Source organism: Salipiger marinus (assembly GCF_035481585.1).
Classification (GTDB): domain Bacteria; phylum Pseudomonadota; class Alphaproteobacteria; order Rhodobacterales; family Rhodobacteraceae; genus Salipiger; species Salipiger marinus.
This window is the reverse complement of record NZ_JAYKSL010000002.1, coordinates 43490-63998: the sequence shown is the minus strand read 5'-3', so window position 1 is coordinate 63998 and position 20509 is coordinate 43490. Positions and strand designations below refer to the sequence as shown.

The window sequence follows — 20509 nt, the reverse complement described above, 5'->3', positions numbered from 1 at the left end:
TGCCCCCCACCCCAGACCGAAAGGACCCGCCATGGATGCGGACCGGAGTGCCGTTGCCGAAACCTGCCTGAAGGCCGCCCATGATGGCAGCCTGAGCTTTCCCGACATCACCGGCAGGCTGATCGCCGCCGGATTTGACGGCTACATGGTGGATTACCGCCGCACCAGCCAGACCTTCTATCTGCCCGAGGGCGACAGCCTTGTGCTGGCCATGGACCAGCCGGAGGCGCCGGTCGCGCCGCGCTTTGACGCCGCCGAGATGGCCCGCCTTGTCCGCTGGGCGCAGGCGCAGCCTGACGGTTACAGCTATGCCCGCTTTTCCGCACGGGCCAAGGCTGCGGGCTGCGCGGGCTATCTGGTGTCCTTCCCCGGGCGCCGCGTGGTCTATTTCGGGCGCACCGCCGAAACCCATGTGGAGCTGTTCCCGGACTGACCGGGGGCGCGCGCGGGATCAGGACGCGCCCGCAAGCGCCGCCTCGATCCCCGCGATGTCGATTTTCTGCATCTGCATCATCGCGGCCTGCGCCCGGGCCGAGGCGGCGGGATCCGGATGCGACAGCGACGCCATCAGGATCCGCGGGGTGATCTGCCAGCGGTATCCCCAGCGGTCCTTGCACCAGCCGCACATGATCGGGGCACCGCCATCGCTGAGGATCGCATCCCAGAGCTGGTCGGTCTCGGCCTGATCCTCGGTATAGACCTGCAGCGAATAGGCGTCATTGGGTGGCATCGGCCGCCCAGTGTTCAGCAGCACATAGGGCAGGCCAAGCAGCACCATCTCCACCACCTGCACCGACCCCGGCGCGGCGGTGGGATGGCCTTCGGGGATGCGGATGATCTGGGTGATGGCGCTTTCGGGGAAGGTCGCGGCATAGAACCGCGCCGCCTCCTCGGCGTCGCTGTCGAACCACAGAAAGACGGCGGCTTTCGGCTGGGTCATGGCTTTCTCCTCAGGCCATCCGGGGGCCGATAAGCGCAAACGCGGCGCCTTGTGGGTCGCGGGCGGCAAGGGTGAATTCGCCGCCGGGGATTTCGCCGGGCGGCATCAAAAGGCTGCCCCCCTGCGCGGCGATTGCGGCAGCGGCGGCATCGATGTCGGGGACACGCATGTAAAAGCTCCAGCCCGGCGGCGCCTCCTGCGCCTTCATCACCGCGCCCAGCAGGGTCCGGTGCGGCGGGTTGCGCAGCATGCGGTAGGCGCCCATCGGCCCCATATCGAGGCTGTCCGCGACCTCCCAGCCGAAGCAGCTGCCGTAAAAGGCCAGCGCGCCCTCCGGATCGGGGGTGGCCAGTTCGTTCCATGCGCAATGCCCGTCGCGCGGGGCGTCCTGCGCGAAGGACTGGCTGGGCATGTCGACCGCGCCGCGCATGATGTAGAAGGGCAGTCCCTGCGGATCCTGCACCAGCGCCAGCCGCCCGACGCCCTCCATCGTGACCGGCGGCATCAGCACCGCGCCCCCCGCGTGGCGGACGGCCTCGGCGGTGGCGTCGACATCCGAAACACCGATATAACCCAGCCAGGCGGGCCGGGCGCCCGAGGCCCGCATCTGCTGGGTCAGGGGCAGCAGGCCGCAGACGGGCGGGCCGTCTGCCCGGAACAGCTGGTAGCCCTCCGCCGCCGAGGCATCGGCGGGGGACGTGCGCCAGCCCACGATCCGGCTGTAGAACGCCGTCGCGGCGGGGGCATCGTCGGTCACCAGTTCATACCAGATGAAATCGCCGTGTTCGTTGCGCATGATCGGTCCTTCCTGTGGGATCGGGGTCTTGGCTCGGGACGTCAGCCGCCCGCCGGGGCGGAGGGCGGGATCACTTGGCCTGCGCTGCCTCCGGGCCGTTTTCCATGGCGGCGGGGGACATCCAGACCGTTTCCCAGCCATGGCCATCGGGATCGTCGAAGGCGCCGCCATACATGAAGCCCTGATCCTCGATCGGGCGCGTCACGTGCCCGCCTGCGGCGGCGGCGCGCTGATGGATGCTGTCCACCGCCTCGCGGCTGTCGAAGGACAGACAGAGCAGCGCCCCGCTTTCCGTCTTGGCATCGATGATGCGCTTGGAGGTGAAGGTGGCGTAATAGGCCTGATCGAGCAGCATCACATGGATCGCATCGGACCAGCGCATCGCGCTGGCCTGTTCGTTGGAAAAGGCCGCGATCTTCTCGAAGCCGATGGCTTCGTAAAAAGCGGTGGCGCGCGCCACATCGGTCACGGGCAGGTTCACGAAAATCAGTCTCGACATGTTGGCCTCCGGGCACGCCACGGTTTCGATATGGACAGGCTAGGCGGAGTCGATTACAAAAAGCAACCATGAAGTTACAAAAAGAAACTGAGCAGGCGAAAACCCCCCATGGCCGCTGGTATGGTGATGCCTGCGGCACGGCCTTCGGGCTGGAAGTCCTTGGAGAACGCTGGTCGCTGCTGATCGTGCGCGAACTGATGTTCGGGCCGCGCCGCTTCAGCGACATCCGCGCGCAGCTGCCCGGCCTCAGCGCCAAGGTGCTGACCGAACGGCTGTCGGGGCTGGAGGCGAGCGGCGTGCTGCGCCGTCACGCGGCCCCTGACCCCGCCCCCGCGCAGCTTTACGGGCTGACCGCATGGGGCTACGCCGCCGAGCCCATCATTCAGGATCTGGGCCGCTGGGCCGCCGCCTCGCCGCTGCATGACCCGACGCTGCCGCTTTCCCCTGCCGCCTTCATGCTGTCGCTGCGCACCATGCTTGACGGTGCGGCGGCGCGGGCCCTGACGGCGACGGTGGTGTTCGAGATCGACCGCATGCAGTTCACCGCGCGGCTGGCCGGGGGGGCCATGCCGGTGGAGCGGGGCGCTGCGGCCTCGCCCGACCTGCGGATCGAGGCGCCTGCCGCGCCCGCGCTTGCGGCGATGGTCTACGGCAAGGTTCCGCCGGATCAGGCGGGGGTGCGCTGCCTTGGCGATCCGGATCTGCTGCGCCGCTTTGTCGACCTGTTCCACCTGCCCCAGCCCGTCACGGATTGAGCCGCCCCCTGCCGCGTGGCCCGCCCTATGCGGCGGTCACCGTGGCGGGACTGCCGGCGCTGCGGCCCCTGCCAGCGGCGCGGCAGGGCGGGGGCTGCCACAAGAACTTCGCCGCCTCCCCCATAAACCGGGTTGACGGATGTAACTTTTTCTTCTCTGATCGAAGTGCGCAAACGCTTGCATAAATGCCAGCCGTTTTCGCCCGGGAGGGGAGACCCGGCGCGCGGCCAGACGCTGCGCACGGGACTTCGGACCACCAACAACGGAGGAGGAAAAATGAAAACTCATGTCACCTTGGGGGCTGCCCTTGTGCTTGCGGTCGGATCGACGGCTGCATGGGCGCAGGAGCGGACCCTGCGCATCGCGACCAGCGTGCCGCAGGATCATTACCTGACGGTCAGCATCGCCGAATTCGCCGATCAGGTCACCGAACGGACCGGCGGCGACATCGCGTTCGAGATTTACCCGGCGCAGTCGCTGGTCACCGACCAGCAGATGGATCAGGCCGTGGCCAGCGGCATCGTCGATATTGGTGTTGGCTCCGCCTCGATCCTTGCCGGGACCATTCCCGCGCTCAACATCTTTGCGGTGCCGTTCTATTTCGACACGCGCGAGAAGCTGGACAATTCCGTCAGCGTCGGCACGCCCATCCGGGACACGCTTGATGCCGAAATCCGCAATGTCGGCCTGAACGCCGTGTTCTGGATTCCCTATGGCGCCATCGCCATGGTGATGCGCGACGATCCGGTGCGCACCCCCGACCAGATGCAGGGCAAGAAGATCCGCAGCTTCGGCGCCACCGTCAGCGAATTCATCGAATCCGTTGGTGCGGCCCCGGTCGTGACCAGCGGGGGCGAGCAGTTCCTTGCGCTGCAGCGCGGGCTGGTCGATGGCGGGCTCACCGGCTGGAGTTCGATCACCGGACGCAGGCTTTATGACGTGGCGCAATATGTGGTCACCACCGACCACATGTATGAAACCCATTTCGCCCTGATGAAGCAGAGCACATGGGAAAGCCTGTCGCCCGAGCATCAGGAGGTCTTCCGCGAGGTTGGTCAGGATCTGGAAGGCAAGCTGCTGGACGAGGTCTTTGCCGTGGTCGACGAGGTCAAGGCAGAGCTGGACGGCAAGATGGAGGTCGTCGAACTGACGCCCGAAGAAAAGGCCGCGTGGAAAGAGGCCACCGCCCCGATCGCCCGGCAGTTTGTCGAAGGCGCCGATCCCGTCTCCGTTACGGTCTTCGAGGAAGCCGAGAAGATCCAGTAACACGCCGCACGGCGCGCCTGCTGCAGCCCTGTCCCCGGCGCCCCCGTGGCTGCCGGGGACCAGCGCGCACCGGGTGCAGCGCGGCTCCCTTCCCTTTTCCAAGCGAGCAGCCCATGCCCACCGACCCCCATTCCCCTCCCACCGGTCCGCACCCGCGACTCCTGCGCCTGTGCGAACGGGTGTCCCACACCGCCGGCGAGATCGGATCGTGGATCTATTTCATCATCGGCGTCTGCGTGGTCTACGAAGTGGTCTCGCGCTACGTGTTCAACAGCCCGACCCACTGGGTCGAAGAGATGTCGCGGCTCGGCATGGTCTGGGGCACGTTCCTGATCCTCGCCACCTGCCTCAGCCGCCGTCAGCTGATCACCATCACCATCGTCTCCCAAGCGCTTGGCCCGCGGGCGCGGTTCGTGCAAGAGCTTGTGATCTTTGTGCTTTTCACGCTGCTGGCAGGGGTGATCGCATGGTACGGCATCGAGTCGATGATCCAGACCATCTCGGTCAACCGGCGCACCAACACCACGCTGTCGCTGCCCTACTGGATCTTCTACCTGCCGATCGTTCTGGGCTTCGTGCTGTTCCTGCTGCAGGCGCTGGCCGAAATCGGGGCGATGCTGCTGACCGGCCACCGTCTCAAGCCCGGCTTCGGCCAAGAGGAAATCTGACATGCAGACCGTCGCCATTCTTACGGCCCTGTTCGCCTGCCTTTTTGCCGGTGTGCCGGTGGGGCTTGCGCTGACCCTGATGGGGGCCGCGCTCTATCTCTTCAAGGGCATCCCGCTGGCAGGTATCCCGGAGGAATTTCTGGGATCTTTCAACAGCTTCATCCTGCTTGCCGTGCCGATCTTCCTGCTGACCTCGAACATCCTGCTGCGGGCGGGCGTGGCGCGCGATCTGTTCGACGCGGTGCAGCGCTGGGTCGGCGGCATCCGGGGCGGCGTTGCCGTCTCCACCATCCTCAGCTGTGCGATCTTCGCCGCGATCTCGGGCTCATCCGTGGCCGTGGCGGCGATGATCGGCACCGTCGCCATTCCCGAGATGACCCGCCGCGGCTACAACCAGCGCTTTGTCATGGGCACGCTGGCGGCAGGGGCGACGCTGGGCATCCTGATCCCGCCTTCCATTCCGCTGATCGTCTATGCCGCCGTCACCGAACAGTCGACCGCCGCCATGTTCTTGGCCGGTGTGGGGCCGGGCATCGTTCTGGTGGGGGCCTTTCTGGTCTATTGCGTGATCAAGTCCTTCATGGGCGGCGCGCCGGTGCACGAGGATTCCGCCGCCGAACTGGGCTCGCGCTGGCGTGTCTCGCTCAAGGCGCTGCCTACCGTGGCCATCGCGCTGACCATGATCGGCGGCATCTATGCGGGCATCTTCACGCCGACGGAATCCGCCGCCGTGGGCCTTGCGATGACGGTGATCTACGTGATGTTCCTGCGCCGGTCGCTGGACATGCGCGGCCTGCGCGGTGCCGTGGTCCAGTCGGGGACCACTACGGCCAACCTGCTGCTGATCGTGGGGGGCGCCAATGTCTTCGGCAAGGCGATCCTGCTTTACCGGATTCCCTTCGACATCTCGACATGGATCGCCGCCAACATCACCTCGGCGGGCATGTTCATCCTTGTGGTCATGCTGCTGCTGATCGTGCTGGGGCTGTTCCTTGAAGGGATCGCCATGATCCTCATCGTGCTCCCCGTCCTGCTGCCCTCGCTTGGCGTGCATGGCATCGACCCGATCTGGTTCGGCATCTTCTTCGTGCTGATGATCGAACTGGCGCTGATCTCGCCCCCGGTGGGGATGAACCTCTTCGTCATCCAGTCCGTGGCCCGCGCCGATCTCAAGGAGGTGATCCTTGGCGTCGTGCCCTATGCGCTGATCATGCTGGCCATGGTGGGGGTGCTTTACGCCTTCCCGGCCATCGTGCTCTGGCTGCCTTTCGCCAGCTGAGCCTGCGCGCGCGCTACCCGCTGGCGCGCGCGATCAGCCTGCCGCGAAGAGTGACCACCTCTTCCGGCAGGCTGCGATCCTCCATCCGCGCCTCCACCATCTGGAAGGCGCGGCGCAGCATCAGCGTCAGCGGCTGTTCGATGGTCGTCAGGTCATAGATGCGCCGCGCCGCCTGCGGCAGCCCGTCAAAGCCCACCACCGCCACATCCTCCGGCACGCGCAGGCCGTTCAGCCGCAGCCCGTCCATCAGCCCCATCGCCATGATGTCGCTGAGGGCAAAAAACGCATCCGGACGCTGGCTGTCGGGCAGTCTTGCGATCTCTTCGCCCGCCGCAAACCCGCCGTCATAATTCGACTTGCCGTCATAGCGCAGCATCACCTCCAGCCCCGCCTCGGCCAGCGCCCCGGCGAAGCCCTCCTCGCGGTCGCGCGCGGTGGAGCTGAAGTTCGAGGTGCGGATGATGCCGAAGCTGCGCCGCCCCCGGGACAGCAGATGGCGCGCCAGTTCGGCCCCGCCGCCGCGATTGTCGCAGGTCACCGCACAGCCCTGCTGATAGGCGACGCGGTTGACCATCACCAGCGGCACCCGGTTCTCCTCGCAGATGCGCCCCGCCTGCGAAGACAGCATGGCGGAGGAGATCAGGCAGCCATTCACCTGATAGTTCAGCAGCGCCTGCGCGGTGCTTTCCTCGATCGGGCCGGGCCCGGCATGGATGATGAGCAGCCGGAACCCAAGGTCTTCGGCCTGGGCTGTCGCTTCATACAGGATATGGGCGTAAAACGGGTTGTCCTGCGGGCCAAGCACCAGCCCGTAAAGCCCGTTGCGCCCCGAGGACAGGGTGCGCGCCATGATGTTGGGCGTGTAGCCCGCGCCCTTGGCCAGCGCGAGGATCCGGTCGCGGGTCTTTTTGGAGATGCGGGAATCGCCGCGCAGCGCCCGGGTCACCGTCGACGGCGCGACCCCCGCCAGCTTCGACAGCGTGACCACGGTGGGCCTGCGGGTGCCGCCCTCCTCGTCAGAGCGGCTCATCCGGGCAGCCCGGAACTGCCTGCGGGGTGCTGCAAAGCTTTGCGTTTCAAACGTCTTCTCCCCTCCGGCGATGGCCGCAGCACCGCGCGCGCCGCATTTCGACCGCCAAATCCCATAACCGAGCCTTGACTTTTATACACCAGTCGGATTGCTTGAACACAGTGCGCAAACGTGTGCGCAACTTACGCGGCGCACCGCCGCAATCAAGGGAGGATCAGGACATATGGCCGCGACCGGCAGACAGATGAAGATGGTGGGATTCCTGCAGGCTCAGAACTGCTCGATCGCGCCGGGGTCTTGGCGTCATCCTGCGGGGGCGACCGATTTTCTGACCCCCGACTATTTCCAGCGCGTGGGCCGGGTTCTGGAGGAGGGCAAGTTCCACCTCGCGTTTTTTGACGACCGGCTGGCCATGCCCGACATCTACAACGACGACCACCGCGAGGCGGTGGAAAACGGCGTGCGCGTGGTGAAGATGGATCCGGTGTCGATCATCACCGCCATCGGCATGGCCACCAGCCGCATCGGGCTGGGGATCACCTATTCCACCACCTATTACGAACCCTTCCACGTCGCGCGGCTGTTCGGCACGCTGGATCTGATGACCGGGGGCCGCGCCGCATGGAACGTCGTGACCTCGCTCAATGACAGCGAGGCGGCGAATTTCGGACGCGCGGGCCATCTGGCCCATGCCGAACGCTATGACCGCGCCGACGAGTTTCTGGATGTGGTGACCGGGCTCTGGAACAGCTGGGACGATGACGCCATCGTGCTCGACAAGGAAGGCGGGCGCTTCGCCGATCCGGACAAGGTCCGCAGGCTGGATCACAAGGGCAAGTATTTCAGCTGCAAGGGTCCGCTGCCGGTGCCGCGCTCCCCTCAGGGCCAGCCGGTGCTGATTCAGGCCGGCCAAAGCGGGCGCGGGCGCGAATTCGCGGGCAAATGGGGCAACCTGATCTTCGTGGTCTATCCCAACAAGGAGCTGGGCCAGAAACAGTATGCCGCCGTGAAGGAAGAGGTGGCCAAGGCCGGGCGCAACCCCGACGAGGTGGCGATCTGCCCCGCCTGCTATGTCTGCGTGGGCGAAACCCGCGAGATCGCCGAGCAGAAGCGCGATTTCATCCTGAACCTCGCCAAGCCCATCGACGCGCTTTGCCTGCTGTCGGAGGCGCTGAATTTCGACTTCGGCAGCAAGTCGCTGGAGGATGAGTTCACCGAGGAAGAGCTGGCGAAAATCTCGTGGACCGGCTTCCGCGAGCGGGTCGTGGCGCTGAGCGGCAAGGAGAACCCCACCGTCGGCGATTTTGTCGAATTCTCGAAGCGCGGCACCATCGCGGAATTTCCGATCTTCTGCGGCACGCCCACTGAAGTCGCCGACCAGATGCAGGACTGGTTCGAGGCCCGCGCCTGCGACGGTTTCGTGCTGGCCGCCACCCACACCCCCGGCGCGTTCGAGGATTTCACCCGCTTCGTGGTGCCCGAACTTCAGCGCCGCGGCGTCTACCACAAGGACTACGCCGGCACGACGCTGCGCGAAAATCTTGGACTTCCGGCGCTCTGAGCCCCGGACCGCGTTGCAGGAGGAGACAATCTTGGACGAATTTCGAATGCTCTCGACGAGCGGCATCCTTGGCTATGGCTATGCCGAGGAATCGCTGAAAATCGGCATGTCATGGCAGCCGCATGTGATCGGCTGCGATGGCGGCAGCACCGATCCCGGCCCGCATTACCTTGGATCGGGCACCTCGTTCTGCTCGCGCCTGTCGGTGAAGCGCGACCTGCGGCTGATGCTGATGGCGGCGGTGGAGGCTGGGATCCCCTGCATCATCGGCACCTCCGGCGGCGCGGGCGGCGAGCCGCATCTGCAGGACACCGCCGCGCTGGTGCGCGAGATCGCGCGCGAGGAGGGGCTGCATTTCAACATGGCGCTGATCCATTCCGAACAGCCCGCCGATGCGCTGGTGGACTGGGTGGCGCAGGGGCTGACCGCGCCCTTGGTGAAGATGCCGCCGCTGGACGAGGCGACGATCCGCCGCGCCACCCGCATCGTCGGCATGATGGGGCCCGAACCCATCGCCAAGGCGCTGGACGAAGGCGCGCAGGTGATCCTGACCGGGCGCAGCAGCGATCCCGCGCAATGGGCGGCCCCGGCGATCCGCGCGGGCATGGCCCCGGCGCCGTCGTGGTATGCAGGCAAGATGCTGGAATGCGGCGCCGAACCCAGCGTGCCGAAAGAACCGGACTGCATCTTCCTGCGGGTGCGCGACGATCACGTCATCTGCGAGCCGCCGAACCCGATCCGCCGCTCTACCCCGCTGGCCGTGTCGAACTTCGCCCTGCATGAAAACGCGAGCCCCATTCATCACACCGAACCGGGCGGGCTGCTTGACACCTCCGCCTGCCGCTTCACCGCCGTGAGCGACCGCGCGGTGAAGATCGACGGCATGACATGGACCCCGGCAGAGCAGTATACCGTGAAGCTTGAGGGCGTCGAGCTTGCCGGATACCGCGCCATCACCATCTGCGGCACGCGCGACCCGGTGCTGATCGGCCAGATCGACAGCTATCTGGACACCCACCGGGCCAAGGTGGCGGCCAAGGCGGAAAGCTTCGGCGTGGCGCCCGGCACCTATCGCATGATCGTGCATGCCTATGGCAAGAACGGCGTCATGGGCCCGTGGGAGCCGAAGCAGGACAGCGCCGCGCATGAACTGGGCTTCGTGGTCGAGGTGGTCGCCGACACGCAGGAAATCGCGGATGCCGTGCTGGCCATGGCCCGCACCTCGCTGCTGCACGCGGATTTCCCGGGGCGGCTCTGCAAGGAGGGCAACATGGCCTTCCCGTTCAGCCCCTCCGACATCGCCATGGGGGCCATGTACCGCTTTTCGGTGTTCCACACCGTCGCGGTGAAGGATCCCTGCGCGATGTTCCCCATCGAACATGAAAAGGTCTAAGCCATGGCGCTTATCAAGGACATCGCCCAGATCTGCAAAAGCAAGAATGCCGGGCCTTTCAACGTCACGGTCGACATCCTGTTCGAGGATCACGACATGTATCGCGCCGTGAAGGCGACGGGGGTGCTGACGCCCGCGCTGTTCGCGCAGCTTTACGGCGTGGCGGAGGCGGACATCCTCTTTACCCCCTATGACCCGGCGGCGGCGTTCAAGATCACCTTCCCGCGCGCCGTTCCCGCCGGAGATATCGGCGATACCGATGTCTATGGCTGCCAGCAGCACGCGCCGGTGCTCGACATCGACATCCCGCTCTGACCGAAGCACAGGAGAGACTGCCATGGCCGACCCGCAAGCCACGCCGCAGCGCGCCCTTCGCGACGCGATGGGCAGTTTCGCCACCGGCGTGACCATCGTCACGACACGCAGTGCGGCCGGGGAGGATATCGGCCGCACCGCCAACAGCTTCAGCTCGGTCTCGCTTGATCCGCCGATGATCCTGTGGAGCCTCGCGCGCAGTTCCAGCAGCCATGCCGCCTTTGCCGAGGCGCGGCATTTTGCGGTGCATGTGCTGGCGGCGGATCAGGACGAGCTGTCCGGGCGCTTTGCCGGCAAATCCGCCGACCGCTTTGCCGGGCTCGAGACCGAGCGCGGCGCGGACGGCATTCCGCTGCTCCGGCACTGCGCCGCACGGTTCGAATGCCGCACCGTCTATCGCTATGACGGCGGCGATCACGTGATCTTTGTCGGAGAGGTCAGCGGATTTCAGCGCTCTGATGCAGCACCGCTGCTGTTCCATGGCGGCAGATACGGGCGGCTGGTGCGGCAGCGCGCCTCCCCCGCCGCGCCCGAACGCCCCGAAACGCTGGGCGCGGGCAATCTGGCCTGGCTGCTGTCGCGCAGCTTTCACGAGTTGCGCGCCGCCTCTGTCGAGGCGCGGGCGAAGCTGGACCTGACCGATCCGCACTATGCGGTGCTGACGCTTCTGGGCCATCGCGACGGCCTGCCGCTGGCCCATGTCCTGCCGCTGGCCTCTCAGCGGGGGGCGGAGGTGGGGCGCTGCGACTGCGCGGCGCTGGCCGAACGCGGGCTGGTCCGCATGGATCCGCAGCCGGACACGCCCGATCCGGCGCTGCATCTGACCGAAGCGGGGCGCGATACCCTGATCCGGGTGGTGGCCGCGATCCGGGCCGCCGAAGCCGATCTGCTGGGCCGCCTCGCCGAAGAGGATGCGCGCGTCCTGCTTGACCTGCTTGGGGCGCTCGCCCGCTCGGACAGCCGGGGCTGGCCCCCTGCCCTTCCCGCGTAACATCCTCGCACAAGGAGATTCCCATGCCCGCCGCTCCGTTCCGCTTCGCCTTCGTCAAGGCCAACTGGCATGCCAGCATCGTGGACCGCGCGCTTGACGGCTTCCACGAACGGCTCGCCCAGACCTCGCAGGAGGCGACGGTCGAGGTGTTCGACGTCCCCGGCGCCTTCGAGCTGCCGCTGCGCGCGCAGGGTCTGGCGCAGGCGGGCGGGTTCGATGCCATCGTCGCCGCTGCCCTTGTCGTGGATGGCGGCATCTACCGGCACGATTTTGTCGCCGCCGCCGTGATTTCCGGCCTGATGGAGGTGCAGCTGAAAACCGGCACGCCGGTGCTGTCGGTCTCGCTGACGCCGCATCATTTCCAGCCGACCCCGGATCACATCGGGTTTTTCGAAAATCATTTCCGGATCAAGGGGATGGAGGCGGCAGAGGCGGCGCTGTCCGTTGCCCGGGCCGCCATGCCGATCCGCGCCATGGGCCTCGTCCGCTCCTGACCCGGGCGGGGTCACAGGTCTGGCGTCACATGTCGGGCCAGACCAGCGAGCGATGCACCTGCGCCCCGGCCATGGCGCCATCGCCCACGGCCAGCGACACCGAATGCGGCAGGTGGGCCACGTCGCCACAGGCGTAAATGCCGGGGATCGAGGTCTGCTTGGAGCCGTCGGTGCGCAGGATGCTGCCCATGGCGGTCTGCGTGATCTCGCAGCCGATCTGTTCCGGCAGCGGGCTTGCGGACGATACGGTGGTGACGACAAAAAGCCCCGCGAAGGACAGGAGGCGGCCATCGGCAAGGCGCAGGTCGGCCTCGCCCTCCACCCGCAGGACCGGCGTCTCGTCCAGCGTGACGCCCCGCTGCGACAGGGTCGCGCGGATCTCCTCGGTCAGCGGCACCGCGCCGTTCGGCACAAAGGTGACCGGGCCCCAGTCGCCCAGCAGTTCGGCCTGATGCACCGACATCGGGCTGCTGCCGAGCACGCCGATGGCGCCGCCGTCCAGCTCGTAGCCGTGGCAATAGGGGCAGTGAAACACCGACCGCCCCCAGCGATCCTCCAGCCCTTCGATCGCGGGCAGCGCGTCGCGGACCCCGGTGGCAAACAGGATCCGGCGCCCCGCGACCCGCTGCCCCTGCCCCAGCACGACCTCGAACGCATCGCGGGCGCCGTGCAGCGCCACCGCCTCGCCCTCCAGCCATGTCAGGCCGGGATAAGCCATAAGCTGCGCGCGCGCCTCGGCGGCGATCTGCTCTGGCGGCACGCCATCCTGTCCCAGAAAGCCCTGCGCATGGCGGGCAAAGCGGTTGCGGCGCAGCCCTGCGTCGATCACCAGCACCCGCCGCCGCGCGCGCAGCACCTGCAGCGCGGCCGCCATCCCGGCATAGCTGCCGCCGATGACGATCAGATCATGTGTCATGTGTGTGCTCCCCCTGTCGGGTGCTGCGGGCCGCATGGCGCCGGGTGAAATCTTCTGCAAGATCGGCCAGCGTGACCTCTCCCATCCGCTGCAGCAGCAGCGCCTCGGCTTCGGCGAAGGCCTGATCCAGCGCGGCATTGACTGCCTGTTCCACAAGGCATTCCGGCGCCTCGCTGCGATGGCCGAGGGCAAAGACCTCCGGCTCTTCCAGCGCGGCATAAAGGTCGCGCAGCGTGATCGTGGCAAGGTCGCGACAGATCCGCCAGCCCCCGGCATGGCCCCGGTCAGAGCACACGATCTTGGCCCGGCGCAGGAAGCCCATGCTGCGCCGCACCACCACCGGATTGGTCCCGAGGCAGAGCGACAGCTGGTCCGAGGTCATGGGCGCCCGGTGCTCTGCCATATGCAGCAGCGCGTGAAGGACGGAGGAAAGGCGGCTGTCTCTTTTCATGTAACTTTATATGTTACGATTCGCGGCGCGGCACAAGACCGATCTGCGGGGCGGCACGCTCCCGCCCGGATGGCACCATGACTTTAGGGGGTGCGCAAGGCGCGGCGGGGGTCAGACCGGTTCGATGCCGCCGCTGGCAAGGCTGCGGTCCACCGCTTCGGCCAGACGGATCGCCGTCAGCGCGGAGGCGGCATCGGGATAGCGCCCGGCCAGCGCCCGGGCCGAGCCCCTGTCCCGCCATGCTGCAAGCACGTCCAGAAAATGCCGGATCGCCTCGAAGACATAACCGTCGGTGACGGGGCCAAACAGCGGATGGTCATGTTCCAGAACGCCGAAAGGGTTCCCCTCCAGCGCTCCGGGGGCATCGGCGCGGGCGGCGAAATAGCCGCGCTGCTGGCTGTCGACCTCGGCCAGACCTTCGGATCCGACGATGCGGATGCCCTGATTGACGATGGAGGGAAAGGAGGCGGGCAGGATCCACGACAGATCGTAATGCATGGAAAAGCCGGTGTCATAGTCCACCTTGGCCTGAACGCTGTCCCAGATCCCGGGCAGGCCGCGCTGCTCCAGCACGCCTTTCTGCCCGGTGGCATAGACCCGGCGCGGCGCGAGCCCGGTCAGCCATGTGACCAGATCGTAGAAATTGACCCCCAGAAACCACGAAGGTGAGCTGTGCCCGACCCAGTCGCGCAGCCAGATCTCGGGCACCTCGATCCGGTCTTCCATATGCACGCTGCCGTAAAGCGGGCGCCCGAAGGCCCCCGCCGCCAGATCCTGCCGCAGGCGGATATGGCCGGGATCGAACCGCTTGTGCTGATCCACATAAAGGATGCGGTCAGCGCGGGCGAAGCTGTCGGCGAGCCTTGTGGCGCGGGCCAGATTCACGTCCAGCGGTTTTTCAACCATGACATGCAGGCCATGGCGCGCCGCCGTCTCGATCACCCCGGCATGCAGATGGTCGGGTGTGGCCACCGCCACCGCGTCCAGCGCGCAGTTCTGCATCATCTGCCCGGCCTCCGCAAAGCCGGGCAGACCAAATTCCGCCTCCGCCCGGGCGCGGCGGTCGGCGTGGGGATCGCAGAGCGCCACCAGCGTGACCCGCCCGCGCCGGGCCTCGGCGGCAAAGCAGCGCAGGATCTGCTGGCCATAGGTGCCGCAGCCCACCACGCCCAGACGGGGCGCCGCGCCGCTCATCGCCGCAGCACCGCAGGCCTGCGGCTGATGCGCGGGCGCAGCGCGTCGGACCATGTCACCTCGCCGGGATCAAGCGTGATGCCGTGCCGGTCGAACGTGCGGCGCAGTGCGGCGCGCGGCGCGGATCCTGCCATGGCCGCCGCCATCTCGGGCGGGGCGATGGACCAGTCCACCAGATTGCGCACCGCCTGATCCAGCCGCAGCGCCGACCCCGCGAGCCCCGTGCCCGAAGGCTGCACCACGCGGCCTTCGGGGGTCAGCCGCACGCCCATGCCCGCAAAGCTGTAATCTCCCGGCGGCATCCCGGCGGCCACCACCGCATCGCTGACAAGGATGCAGTGCTCCGGCCCTTTCAGCGCGATCAGCGTGCGCAGCGCCTCGGGCGGGATGTGGTGGCCATCGGCGATCAGGCAGGCGGCAAGCCGGGGTTCGGCCAGCTGCGCCAGCAGCGTGTTGTCGAGCTTGGGCAGCATCTGCGGCAGGCCATTGCCCAGATGGGTCGAAAGGCTCAGCCCGGCATCGGCGGCGGCGCGCACGCAGGCAAAATCCGCCGCAGAATGGGCCACGGCAAGCGTCCTGCCCTCCGCCGCCCAGTGCCGGATCGCGTCCAGCGCGCCCGGACGTTCCGGCGCCAGCGTCAGCAGCAGGATGGGCCGGGACAGCCCCGCCTCCAGGTCCGCCACCAGCGCGCAGTCGGGATCGGACATCGCGGCGGCGGGGTGGCAGCCGTGATAGCCCTCGCCCGCGTTCAGGAACGGCCCTTCAAGGTGATAGCCGGGCACCATGAGCGGACCCAGACGGCTGTCCTGCACGGCGGCATCCAGCGCCGCGATGCGGTCGCGCAGCTGCTCCGGCGTGGCGGTGATGAGCGTGGGCAGACAGCCGGTCACGCCATCGTCCAGCATCGCCGCCAGCGCGTGATCCAGACGGTCGGCGGTCAGCGCGGCGTCGTTGAAATCGACGCCGCCATAGCCGTTCACCTGCAGATCAAAAAGCCCCTCGGTCCGCACCGCCCCGCCTCAGCCCTTGGCGTCCAGCAGGGACGCGGCGGGCGGGTCCATGTGGACGCTGACATCGACATGGGTCTGCAGGATCGAGGCGGGCGCGGTATTGGTCACCGGCCCTTCCAGCGCGGCCTTCGCGGCCTTGGCCTTGCGCGCGTCGGGCACGGTCAGGATGATCTTGCGCGCCTTCAGGATCTGGCGGATCGACATGGAAATCGCCTGCGCCGGCACATCCTCCAGCGTCGGGAACCAGCCTTCGCCATATTGCTGCTGGCGGCAGGCCGCATCCAGATCCACCACCAGATAGGGCGCGTCGGTGTCGAAATCGGCGGGCGGATCGTTGAAGGCCAGATGGCAGTTCTCGCCCACCCCGGCGAAGCACACGGCAATGTCCTCAGCGGCGATGCGGGCGTTCAGCCGCGCGATCTCGGCCTGCAGGTCGGGCGCATCGCCATCCACGGCGACAAATTCGCCAAGCGCGCCCACCTTCTCGACAAAGCGCGTCTGCAGATAGCCGCGGAAGCTGGCAGGGTGGTCGCGCGAAAGCCCGACATATTCATCAAGGTGATAGGCGGTGATCCTGCTCCAGTCCAGATCGGCCTGCACCAGCTCCTCCAGCATCTCGAACTGGCTCATCCCGGTGGCGACGATGATCGCCGCGCGCCCGTCCCGCGCCAGAGCCTCGCGGATGGCGTCAATGCCCTCTGCCGCCGCCGCGCGGCCCATCGCCGCCTTGTCGTCATGCACAACAATCTTCATCGGCTCACCTTTTTGAACGTCTGCGTTGCGATATAAAAATCAACAATGATTTCCCCTGTCAACTGATCCATGGGCTTGCGGCACTTTTTTAGAACGAAGATGTTCAAATATATTGACGGAAGGCAGATCGCGCGCTTTGCTGGGCCAAAGACAAGAATCCAATAGGGAGATTTCCAATGAACATGCGTCACGCCCTGCTCGGCCTGCTGGCCAGCGCCGCCATCCTGCCGGGGGCTGCCTCGGCCCAGACGGTGCTGCGGCTGGCCGAAAACCAGCCGGACAGCAACCCGGTCACCGTCGCCATGTATCACTTCGCCGATCTGGTGAAGGAGTATTCCGGCGGCGAGGTCGAGGTGCAGGTGTTCTCCGGCGCCCAGCTGGGTCAGGAGCCCGAGACGATCGAACAGGCGCAGGCCGGGATCGTCGACTTCACCCGCGTCAATTCGGTGGGGCTTGCCAATGTCAGCCCGTCCATGGGCGCCTTCACCCTGCCTTACGTGTTCGCGGACTGGGATCACAAATACAAGGTGCTGGACGGCGACATCGGCGCCGAAGTGCTGGCCGATCTCGAAGAGGTCGGGCTGAAGGGCTTTGCCTATATGGATGCCGGATCGCGGTCCTTCTACACGGTCGAGGGCAAGACGATTGCCAGCATCGACGACATGCAGGGGCTCAAGATCCGGGTGCAGCCCGCGCCCATCTCCATCCGCATGATGGAACTGCTGGGGGCGGTGCCAACGCCCATGAACTATGGCGAGGTCTATTCCGCGCTGCAGACCGGGGTGATCGACGGGGCGGAGAATGACTTCGTCTCCTACCACACCTCCGCCCATTACGAGGTGGCGCCGAATTACGTGGAGGACGCGCATCTCAGCCCGCCCGCGCTGCTGCTGATGAACAAGATGCGCTTTGACAGCCTGCCGCCCGAACAGCAGGAGGCGATCACCCGCGCCGCCGTCGATGCCGCCATGTATGAACGCGACCTGATGCGCGAGGCCAACGAGCAGGCCCGCCAGACCGTGACCGAAGGCGGCGCCACGGTGACAGAGATCGACAACGCGCCATTTCAGGAAGCGGTGCAGCCGATCTACGAGGAATTTCCCGATCTGATGCCGCTGCTCGAGCGCATCCGGGCCGCAAAGTAACCGGCGGTCTGGCATGACAACAGCATGGCGCGGCCAGCTGGCCTTCGCACTCGACGGGCTCAACCGGCTGGCCGCCCTGATCTGCCACCTGCTTCTGGTGGCGATCACGGCTGTCACCGTGGCGCAGGTGTTCCTGCGCTTCGCCCTGAACAGCCCGACCAGCTGGTCAGAGGAAATCGCCCTGCTGTTCCTGATCTGGTTCGGGCTCTTGGCGGTGGCGGTGGGGATCAGGCGGCATGAACATGTCGCCATCACCTTCCTGCGCGACCTGCTGCCCCTGCCGCTGGCGCTGGCGCTTGACTACCTGGCGCAGCTGGCCATGGCCGGATTCATGTTCAGCGTGATGTATTACGGGCAGGATCTGATCGCGCTGACCGGGGTGCAGGTGCTGCCCGCCTCGGGCTGGCCGAAGGCGCTGCTGTATTATTCCGCCACGGTGGGCGGGGGTCTTGGCATCCTGAACGCGCTTGGCAACATCCTGCTTCGCGACGTGTCGATGCCGGACGCGGATGTTTCGGACCATCCGGAGGCGCATCATGTCGGTTGACTGGATCGGGATCACGCTGCTTCTGGGTGGCTTTCTGGGGCTGATGCTGCTGCGGGTGCCGATCGCCTTCGCGCTTGGCCTCGCCTCGCTCGCCACGGCGCTGCATCTGGGCCTGCCGCTGCTCCTGGTCGCGCAGCGCATGATCAACGGGCTGAATTCCTTCACCTTCCTCGCGGTGCCCTTCTTCATCCTCGTCGGCAACATCATGACCGAGGGCGGGATTTCCGACAAGCTGGTCAAGCTTGCCGATGTGCTGGTGGGGCGCCTGCGCGGCGGGCTTGCCCATGGCAATGTGGTGGCCAGCACCATGTTCGGGGGCATTTCCGGATCCTCCGTGGCCGATGTCGCCTCCATTGGGTCGTTCCTGATCCCGGCCATGACCAAGGCGGGCTATCCGCAGGGCTATTCGGTGTCGGTCACCATCACCTCCTCGGTGCAGGGGGTGCTGATCCCGCCGAGCCAGAACATGATCTTCTACGCGCTTGCCGCCGGGGGGCTGCCGATCTCCACCCTGTTTCTTGCGGGCTATGTGCCGGGCTTCCTGCTGGGGGCCTCGCTGATGGTGATCTGCGCGATCATGGCCAAGCGGCACCGCCACCCGATGGGCCAGCGCTATGACCTGCGCAGCGGCATGAAGGCGCTGGCCGATGCCGCCATCGGGCTTTTCACCATCGTCATCATCATCGGCGGCATCCTGTCCGGCATCTTTACCGCCACGGAATCTGCCGCCATCGCGGTGGTCTATGCGCTGCTGGTCACGCTGTTCTGGTATCGCAGCCTCGACCGGGTGGCGGTGTCGCGCATCTTCACCACCACGCTGACCACGCTGGCCATGGTTACGGCGATCATCATGACCTCCTCGGTCTTCGGCTTCCTGCTGTCCTATCTGCGCATCCCGGCCCTGCTGGCGGAGGGGATTTTCTTCATCTCCGAAAACCGGATCTTCGTGCTGCTGGCCATCAACCTGCTGCTGCTGGTGCTGGGGATGCTGATGGACATGGGCGTGCTGATCCTGCTGCTGACGCCGATCCTGCTGCCCATCGTCACCAAGGTCGGGGTCGATCCCATCCATTTCGGGGTGATGATGATCCTCAACCTTGGCATCGGGCTCTGCACCCCGCCGGTCGGCACCTCGCTGATCGTCGGCTGTGGCATCGCGCGGATCCGCATGGGCGCGGCGGTGCGGCAGATGTGGCCCTTCTACGCGGCCATGATTGTGGTCCTGCTGCTGGTGACATATGTGCCGGCGCTGACGATGACCCTGCCTGCCCTGATGCGATGACGCCTGCCATGGACACTGCCCGCACCGATGACCTGATCGCCGTCGCCTCCTTGGTGCGCAGCGGCCACGCGACCAACCGGGGCGAGATCTCGCGCCAGCTGGGCCTGCGCTCCACCTCGGTGTCGGATCTGGTGGGCCAGCTCATCGCGCAGGAGGTTCTGCACGAAAACAGCGCGCGCGGGCGGGGCAAGGGCCGCCCCGCCGCCGTGCTGTCCTTCAACCAGCAGCGGCTGGGGGCGGTGTTCGTCACCGTGATGGACCAGACGCTGGTGGCAAGCGCGGTGGATCTGGATCTGCGGGTGCTGGGCCAGATCACCGCCGCCCCGCCGATGGACAGCGACAGCGCCAGCATCGCCGCCACGCTGCGCCAGCTTGTGACCGAAACCGCCGCGCTGTTTGCCCCGCAGGTGGAGCTTGCGGCCATCGTCTGCGCCATGTCCGGGCTGCTGGATGTGGGGCGCAAGATCTGGTGCGTCTCGGCGCGCTGGCCGCAGCTGCGCAATCTGGACCTTGGCGCAGCGCTGGACGGGTTCGGCTGCCCGGTCTGGCTGATCCGCAACCTTGACGCGGAAATGGCGGGGCTGCGCGTGCAGGAAAACCACGGCCCCGAAGAGACCGCGCTGCTGCTGCACTGGGGCCACGGCATCGGCGCCGCCTATGCCGCCGGAAACGAGGTGGTGAACCGCAGCCGGGGCCGGTTCTGCGAGATCGGCCACTGGGGCCTTGGCAACGGGCGCGGCCTGCGCTGCAACTGCGGCAACAGCGACTGTCTGGAAACCGTCGCGGGCCTTTGGGCGATCCGGTCGGATCTGGCCGCCGAATTCCCCGGCCTGCCCGCCAGCGAACATGCCATCGCCGCCCATCTGGCGCGCATGGATCTGCGCGACTCGCGCGTGGTGCAGGCGGCCCTGTCGGAAATGCTGCGGGTGACCGCCAATCTCTGCCGCCTGCTGTTCCCCGACCGGGTGATCCTGACCGGGCCTTTCGTGCAGAACCCCGAAGTGTTCAGCCGCTTCGTCCAGACGCTGGAGGTGGCGCCGATGCTGCGCTCTCTCGACAAGGTGCGGGTGTCGGTCAGCGATGGCAGCGCCCAGTCCGAACTGCTGGGCGCGCTGCGCGAGCCGCTGGACACCGCCCTGCGCGCGCTGGTCGCAAGCGCCCCGGCCCCCGCCGCCCGTCCGCTGCGCAGCGCCCGGAGCCAGGGCGCGCGCTGAGGGCAGACGG

Annotated in this window: 23 protein-coding genes; 14 read left to right on the top strand and 9 right to left on the bottom strand. The window is 66.9% G+C overall.

The annotated features are described in order from the left end of the window. The first annotated feature begins 31 nt into the window (after positions 1 to 31). Entirely contained in the window at positions 32 to 433 is a 402-nt protein-coding gene (locus VK682_RS03440; RefSeq protein WP_230796224.1) for a DUF1398 domain-containing protein, read from the top strand. Between the two features lie 18 nt (positions 434 to 451). On the opposite strand, the gene VK682_RS03435 is transcribed toward VK682_RS03440, so the two are convergent. From VK682_RS03435 to VK682_RS03425, 3 genes are all read right to left on the bottom strand, one after another. Further along, complete coding sequence (locus tag VK682_RS03435; protein ID WP_230796226.1) at positions 452 to 940, bottom strand: VOC family protein; 489 nt, start codon at positions 938 to 940, stop codon at positions 452 to 454. A gap of 10 nt (positions 941 to 950) precedes the next feature. Next, a complete protein-coding gene (locus VK682_RS03430; RefSeq protein WP_230796228.1) occupies positions 951 to 1736 on the bottom strand; it encodes a VOC family protein in 786 nt (261 codons plus the stop codon). Between the two features lie 70 nt (positions 1737 to 1806). Further along, entirely contained in the window at positions 1807 to 2235 is a 429-nt protein-coding gene (locus VK682_RS03425; protein ID WP_324781453.1) for a VOC family protein, read from the bottom strand. A 68-nt stretch (positions 2236 to 2303) separates the two neighbouring features. Here VK682_RS03425 and VK682_RS03420 point away from each other — a divergent pair, with 68 nt between their 5' ends. The 4 genes from VK682_RS03420 to VK682_RS03405 all read left to right on the top strand — a co-directional run bounded on the left by VK682_RS03420 (position 2304) and on the right by VK682_RS03405 (position 6203). Further along, entirely contained in the window at positions 2304 to 2990 is a 687-nt protein-coding gene (locus VK682_RS03420; RefSeq protein ID WP_230796232.1) for a winged helix-turn-helix transcriptional regulator, read from the top strand. A gap of 276 nt (positions 2991 to 3266) precedes the next feature. Then, positions 3267 to 4256, top strand: coding sequence for a TRAP transporter substrate-binding protein (locus VK682_RS03415; RefSeq protein WP_089844882.1), 990 nt, complete (start codon positions 3267 to 3269; stop codon positions 4254 to 4256). Positions 4257 to 4435: 179 nt separating this feature from the next. Then, on the top strand, positions 4436 to 4924 hold the full coding sequence (locus VK682_RS03410) for a TRAP transporter small permease (RefSeq protein ID WP_324781452.1): 489 nt from the start codon (positions 4436 to 4438) through the stop codon (positions 4922 to 4924). Between the two features lies 1 nt (position 4925). Next, positions 4926 to 6203 (top strand): TRAP transporter large permease, encoded by a 1278-nt coding sequence (locus VK682_RS03405; protein ID WP_089844877.1) that lies wholly within the window; start codon positions 4926 to 4928, stop codon positions 6201 to 6203. Positions 6204 to 6216: 13 nt separating this feature from the next. Here the strand turns inward: VK682_RS03405 and VK682_RS03400 are convergent, their stop codons facing one another. Then, a complete protein-coding gene (locus VK682_RS03400) occupies positions 6217 to 7233 on the bottom strand; it encodes a LacI family DNA-binding transcriptional regulator (protein ID WP_230796235.1) in 1017 nt (338 codons plus the stop codon). 223 nt (positions 7234 to 7456) lie between these two features. Between VK682_RS03400 and VK682_RS03395 the strand changes: the two genes are divergently transcribed. From VK682_RS03395 to VK682_RS03375, 5 genes are read left to right on the top strand one after another with little or no spacing between them, the layout of a single operon-like run. Continuing rightward, the gene (locus VK682_RS03395) at positions 7457 to 8794 is read left to right on the top strand and encodes an LLM class flavin-dependent oxidoreductase (RefSeq protein WP_324781451.1); all 1338 of its coding nucleotides are present in this window, start codon (positions 7457 to 7459) and stop codon (positions 8792 to 8794) included. A gap of 31 nt (positions 8795 to 8825) precedes the next feature. After that, a complete protein-coding gene (locus VK682_RS03390; protein ID WP_230796238.1) occupies positions 8826 to 10187 on the top strand; it encodes an acyclic terpene utilization AtuA family protein in 1362 nt (453 codons plus the stop codon). Positions 10188 to 10190: 3 nt separating this feature from the next. Next, entirely contained in the window at positions 10191 to 10502 is a 312-nt protein-coding gene (locus VK682_RS03385) for a DUF4387 domain-containing protein (protein WP_230796240.1), read from the top strand. Between the two features lie 22 nt (positions 10503 to 10524). After that, complete coding sequence (locus VK682_RS03380; protein ID WP_324781450.1) at positions 10525 to 11493, top strand: flavin reductase; 969 nt, start codon at positions 10525 to 10527, stop codon at positions 11491 to 11493. Between the two features lie 23 nt (positions 11494 to 11516). Further along, positions 11517 to 11987, top strand: coding sequence for a 6,7-dimethyl-8-ribityllumazine synthase (locus VK682_RS03375; protein ID WP_089844866.1), 471 nt, complete (start codon positions 11517 to 11519; stop codon positions 11985 to 11987). 25 nt (positions 11988 to 12012) lie between these two features. Here the strand turns inward: VK682_RS03375 and VK682_RS03370 are convergent, their stop codons facing one another. From VK682_RS03370 to VK682_RS03350, 5 genes are all read right to left on the bottom strand, one after another. Then, positions 12013 to 12903 (bottom strand): NAD(P)/FAD-dependent oxidoreductase, encoded by an 891-nt coding sequence (locus VK682_RS03370; protein WP_324781449.1) that lies wholly within the window; start codon positions 12901 to 12903, stop codon positions 12013 to 12015. Next, a complete protein-coding gene (locus VK682_RS03365; RefSeq protein ID WP_324781448.1) occupies positions 12893 to 13354 on the bottom strand; it encodes an Rrf2 family transcriptional regulator in 462 nt (153 codons plus the stop codon). Before VK682_RS03365 ends, VK682_RS03370 begins: the two co-directional genes overlap by 11 nt. Positions 13355 to 13465: 111 nt before the next feature. Further along, positions 13466 to 14602 (bottom strand): Gfo/Idh/MocA family protein, encoded by a 1137-nt coding sequence (locus VK682_RS03360; protein WP_324781447.1) that lies wholly within the window; start codon positions 14600 to 14602, stop codon positions 13466 to 13468. Beyond that, positions 14545 to 15558, bottom strand: a complete 1014-nt coding sequence (locus VK682_RS03355; protein WP_324781446.1) for an N-acetylglucosamine-6-phosphate deacetylase — start codon at positions 15556 to 15558, stop codon at positions 14545 to 14547. Before VK682_RS03355 ends, VK682_RS03360 begins: the two co-directional genes overlap by 58 nt. Before the next feature lie 9 nt (positions 15559 to 15567). Continuing rightward, entirely contained in the window at positions 15568 to 16311 is a 744-nt protein-coding gene (locus VK682_RS03350; RefSeq protein ID WP_230796250.1) for a 6-phosphogluconolactonase, read from the bottom strand. Between the two features lie 176 nt (positions 16312 to 16487). On the opposite strand from VK682_RS03350, the gene VK682_RS03345 reads away from it, so the two are divergent. Genes VK682_RS03345 through VK682_RS03330 form a run of 4 tightly spaced genes read left to right on the top strand, consistent with a single transcriptional unit; the run spans position 16488 to position 20499 of the window. Further along, on the top strand, positions 16488 to 17456 hold the full coding sequence (locus tag VK682_RS03345) for a TRAP transporter substrate-binding protein (RefSeq protein ID WP_324781445.1): 969 nt from the start codon (positions 16488 to 16490) through the stop codon (positions 17454 to 17456). A gap of 13 nt (positions 17457 to 17469) precedes the next feature. Beyond that, positions 17470 to 18003: a TRAP transporter small permease gene (locus VK682_RS03340; RefSeq protein ID WP_089844853.1), complete on the top strand. Its 534-nt coding sequence runs from the start codon at positions 17470 to 17472 to the stop codon at positions 18001 to 18003. Beyond that, a complete protein-coding gene (locus tag VK682_RS03335; RefSeq protein ID WP_230796252.1) occupies positions 17993 to 19285 on the top strand; it encodes a TRAP transporter large permease in 1293 nt (430 codons plus the stop codon). Before VK682_RS03340 ends, VK682_RS03335 begins: the two co-directional genes overlap by 11 nt. Before the next feature lie 8 nt (positions 19286 to 19293). After that, positions 19294 to 20499 (top strand): ROK family protein, encoded by a 1206-nt coding sequence (locus VK682_RS03330; protein WP_230796253.1) that lies wholly within the window; start codon positions 19294 to 19296, stop codon positions 20497 to 20499. Positions 20500 to 20509 lie beyond the last annotated feature (10 nt).